We start from the raw sequence: 4,854 nt of genomic DNA on the forward strand, positions 1-4,854 counted from the left end.
GCCTGTATCCTTACATCCTCGTTCGCATTTGGAGATATCATTTCTTATACCGGGACAAGTTTTAATTTTGCTTCTATGATAGGTTTAGGGTTTTGTCTTCTGGGACTTGCAAAATTCGGCAGAATAATTACCTAAAGTCGATGCAATCAGTTGAGTTGTACTTGTTGGAAGCGGGGTGNTTCATCTAAAAAGGAAAANGCGGACAAAATGGATACAAAAANNATTCGAATNAAACCCGGAGAAAAATATAAAATATCTTTTGAAAAAGATAACCCAAACAANGAGACTATTCATATTCGTTTAATTATTGATGAGGACCAGGTGGTTTATAGGAAAATAGGCAGAGAGGAACAAAGCTCATCATATNATATTGGAAGCGTGTATTATTTTGAGTCGCTACAGGCTGGCGGCATGATTCAAAAAGCGGGATAAGGCTATGGGGGCCTCACGGAAATAACAAAAGAGCAAGTTGATCATTTCTTAAAATCGTCCAAAAACACGGAAGAAGCATTGATTCAAGGGTGATTGAAATACAGGATGATCTGCCCAAGTGGTCCGGGCACAAAAATCATTCCGAGTTGCTGTAAACTGTTTCATCGATGAAACGACAAAAAAAGCATTTTGGGGAAGGGACTGGCTGAAGAAGTGCCCCCCCCCGTCATTCGAAGGTTGAGTGGCACAATGTTGAAGTAGTAAACGCCTTGCGTGGAAAGGTTCTTGGGATTCAATGATACCATCATTGTTGACCTTGGTTTTTCTTGTTTGCATTATGGATACGATTTAATACCTGAGTGTTCAGAGACGCTAAGCTTGTCAACATGGGTGTTTAATCCACTGATAAATCAATTTTTCAAAGCATTTACCCTAAATTTTCTTTACACGAGCTATCCATACTGATATGCAGTTCTGGTATATACTAAGATGATAACCGATCCGGTTATCCGTTGATTCTTCATGATATGCGTTTAGATATCAGATTGCTCAAGATAACCGGACAACCGGAGAATAACTTGTTAGGCTCGCAGCCATCGCACCCGATTTAATTTGTTTACAGCCCCAAACAGGAGACGCACATGATACCGGCATTGTCATTGAAAGATATCAAAGCTTCAGTCGCATCAAACATATTTGGTGACAACGGCTGTGGGTATCCACCTCAGCCAGACACTCGCACAGTCATGGTGGGAATTCTCTTTGCCTCTCCCGGAACCAATTTGGCTGACAAAGAAATCTTGCCTCGGCTAGACTACTACCATCATCGAGCCGGAAAGAATATTGACTTCTACTGCGCCGGGTATACTCAGGGTTGGGAAGGAGGAGAAGACGCCTACGGCTGCAACGACTACAAAAAAGCAGGGCTGGATGGTTGGGTCTACAGCAACAAGCGATTTGTTGATTTATGCAAAGAACTTTCACAGTTATCAAAATGGAAATACAGCGGCGAAACGGATTTGATTCTTATAAACGCTAAGCACGACGCAAAGAGTCGGAGTGCTCAAATCGATTTTTCTTCAGCAATTCTTTGCCAGTTAGACTCAATGAAGAAAGACGGTGCGATTGAATCGGTCGCTGAGTTCTTTGAGAGAATATTCCAGTACGCCGAATCGGCAGATTCACACGATCCAACTTGGGGGTTCAGTGACAAACAAGGTGTAAAAGAAACTGGGTTGTGCTTAAGCCGGTTGATTTTCAGCCTGATTCCCAAAAATGTTGCCAAGTCTTACATGAAAGCGCGGCACTATGCAGTCAGAGACATTAGCCTGACCTAACATTTTTTTGCATTGGGACCGGGCTTACGGCGCGGTTTTTTGAAGATTTAAACAAATATAAACAATGTCTTTCAGTTGCCGTTTTCACCATTCGCCGCCCGGCCCCTGAAAAATGCGTTAGCCTTATGCAGATTGAATCGTATGTAATCAAAGGTATTTGAATATAACCAAAAGGATGATGTGAAAATGGGTTCAGCAGTCAAACACGAGTTTTTCCGTTGGATTGAGACTCTTAATTCTTCAAAGCTCACAGACATTGACTGTAAGTTGCTTAATCTGCTGGTTAATAATTTTGACACATTGGCACCGCTCACAACGGTAAGAGGAAGTAACAATAGAGCCACAAAAATAAATGAACTGATTCAAAAACACCATGCTACTCTCTCAAGCGAATTCCCTGATATTTTGAGCCAAAAAACTAACAGCTCGCAAAAATTAGATCGAATTACAGAATTGAAAATCGGTCCATTTCGAGGCTTTGCAACAGGCGAGTCGTTTACCTTTGATAAACGATATACCTTTATGTATGGCCCCAACGGGTCTGGAAAATCAAGCTTTTGTGAGGGGCTTGAATATGCGCTACTCGGTAGAATCGAAGAAGCTACCGCCAAACGAATTGCAATTAATGACTATATACGAAATACGAAGAATAGCACTATAACCTCTCCAAGCGCATACACGACAAACAGTGACGGTCAGAGAGTGCAGATAACTCAAAATGAAAGTCTCTACCGGTTTGCCTTTATCGAAAAAAATCGGATAGACGGCTTTGCACGAATAACAGCAACGACAGCGAGTTCACAGAAAGACCGTATTGCAACTCTCTTCGGACTTGATGAGTTCAGTGCATTTGTAGATGGTTTTACTGATGATTTCGAAAAGTACACCTCTGTGACGAATGAAAAAGCCGAGGCATTTAAGGGTGAATTAAAAAAATATGAAGATGATAAAAAAAGAATTATAGAAATAGATTCGGAACTATCAGGAAATGCGAAGAACATCGAGTTGTTAATCAAAGATGTTGCGCAAACAGGTGTTAAATCTGCCGATGATTTAAAACAGTTTCTCAATGGTACAGATGGAGTTTCTGGACACATTGGAATGCTTCAGCAGAAAAAGGCAGAACAGATATCGGATGATCTTAAAACAGAAGCAATTGATAATTTTCAGTCTGTTCTATTAAAAATTGATACCTCGCTAAAATCATTCAACACCGGTCTCGATAGGCTCAAAGTTCTTTCATCGGATGTCAATTTCAAAGATTTATATTCGGCGATAGAGTCAATTGGGTCAATTCCGGAGGTTGACTTATCACATTGCCCTGCATGTAAAACGCCGATCGGACAAGTAGTAGTTAATCCCTTCGAAAACGCAAAGGCAGAACTTGGCAAGTTGTTAGACCTCTCCGAGCTCCAAAAACGAGTTTCGGAAACCGGCACTATGATTTCCAAAGATGTTCGCAATGCAATTGCGATCAGAGAAACCATCAACGAATTGGGTAAAAGTTCTGAATATGCAGGTAGTATGCTTCCAGTGCTGACTGAATTTGATTTTACCAATATTGGGTCCATTGATAATTGGAAGTCGATTCTTGAGTCAGAATTATTGGCTATAGGAAATCAGACGTCACAGTTTGATGCAATCAAGAATTCGGTTTTGGCTTATAACACCAAACTATCAGAAAAAAGAGAACGGCAGCAAGCAGTTGACAGCGAATTGAAGAAATACCAAGACTTCAATACCCGAGTTATCGAATTGATTGCCAATGAGAAAAAGCTTGCCGAGGAAAAAGTAACAAACCAAAAAGCTGTCGATGATTTTTCGAAATCCAATACGACTAAGCTAAAAGAGATTGAAGATGAGAACAAAAGAATCACAATAAACAAGCAATATGTGGAAGCTTATAATCGGTTAATAAAGAATTTGAAATTAACGCGTAATCAATTACCTTCAAAGTTATCAACAGGACTTTCAGAGAAGGTTAAAGAGTATTACAATATAATAAACGCTCATGATCCCGAATTTGAACTGCTTGATTCATTAGCGCTCCCTGCCAAAGCTGGGGCAAAATTTGAAATTAAATTTAAAGCTGATTCTCGTATTCATGATGCTTTGTACATTTTGAGTGAAGGGCACATAAAAGTGCTCGGGCTTTCAATACTGCTTGCTAAAGCAATAAATGAGAATCTTGGTTTTTTAATCTTTGACGACATTGTAAATGCAATCGATGACGACCATCGGAGTGGCATCGCCGATCTCTTGATAGGCCACAGTGAGCTAAAAAACCGCCAGTACATTTTAACCTGCCATGGAGAGACATTCATCAATAAACTTGAACATAAATTAGGAGCATCGTTAGCTGGAAAACATGTGAAGAGTTATAGGTTCATCCCTGCTGACACTGTATCAACACGCGGTGTTCAAGTTTCAATCGGTAATTCAAAGCATTATTTGCTCAAGGCAAACGAATCCTTTAAGCAAAATGATTTAAAGGACTCAGCTACGGATTGCCGTCGGGCGGTTGAGAGTATTTCTTACCAACTCTGGAAAAAACTCGACAAGCGGCTAAAAATAAATTTGAAAGTTACTATGCGAGCTCCTGGCGTCCAACCAGATTTAGCATCTGTCGCAGATAGCTTGATAAAAGAACTTGGAAAAGTAAATGGGCTTGAGAAACTCCATGAAAAATTTTCATCGTTAAAAGCAAAATACCCTTGGAGTCTTCTCAATAAAGGTGTTCATGAAGATGAAAACCAGCCAGAATTTGAACGGAAAGACATTTCAGAACTTATCACGCTTCTTCAGAGTATTGAAGAGAATGTTTCTTCTTTGAAACTGGTTGCCACAACAAAAGAGGCAATATAAGGGATTGATTCTATCAATAATGAGGAATCGAGGCTAATCGGGATAGGACTCCCCATCACTGAGGAGCCCTCCCACACCACCCGGCATACGGATCTCGTACCAGGGCGGTTCGGCTGATTTTATGAATCAGTTCCCAGGCAGATATAATCCTTGATCAATAAAATATCGTTCAGGCATGGCAATGGCCACCCATTTGATTTTACTCATGTGCCAATACTTT

The 4,854-nt window shown here is 40.4% G+C and carries 2 protein-coding genes; both read left to right on the forward strand.

The genetic code is table 11. The features are described from left to right. The first annotated feature begins 1,073 nt into the window (after positions 1-1,073). A complete protein-coding gene (locus B147_RS30110) occupies positions 1,074-1,769 on the forward strand; it encodes a hypothetical protein (RefSeq protein ID WP_020586359.1) in 696 nt (231 codons plus the stop codon). Between the two features lie 186 nt (positions 1,770-1,955). Further along, positions 1,956-4,634: an AAA family ATPase gene (locus B147_RS0106180; RefSeq protein ID WP_020586360.1), complete on the forward strand. Its 2,679-nt coding sequence runs from the start codon at positions 1,956-1,958 to the stop codon at positions 4,632-4,634. Positions 4,635-4,854: the final 220 nt, after the last annotated feature.

This window comes from Desulfobacter curvatus DSM 3379 (assembly GCF_000373985.1).
Classification (GTDB): domain Bacteria; phylum Desulfobacterota; class Desulfobacteria; order Desulfobacterales; family Desulfobacteraceae; genus Desulfobacter; species Desulfobacter curvatus.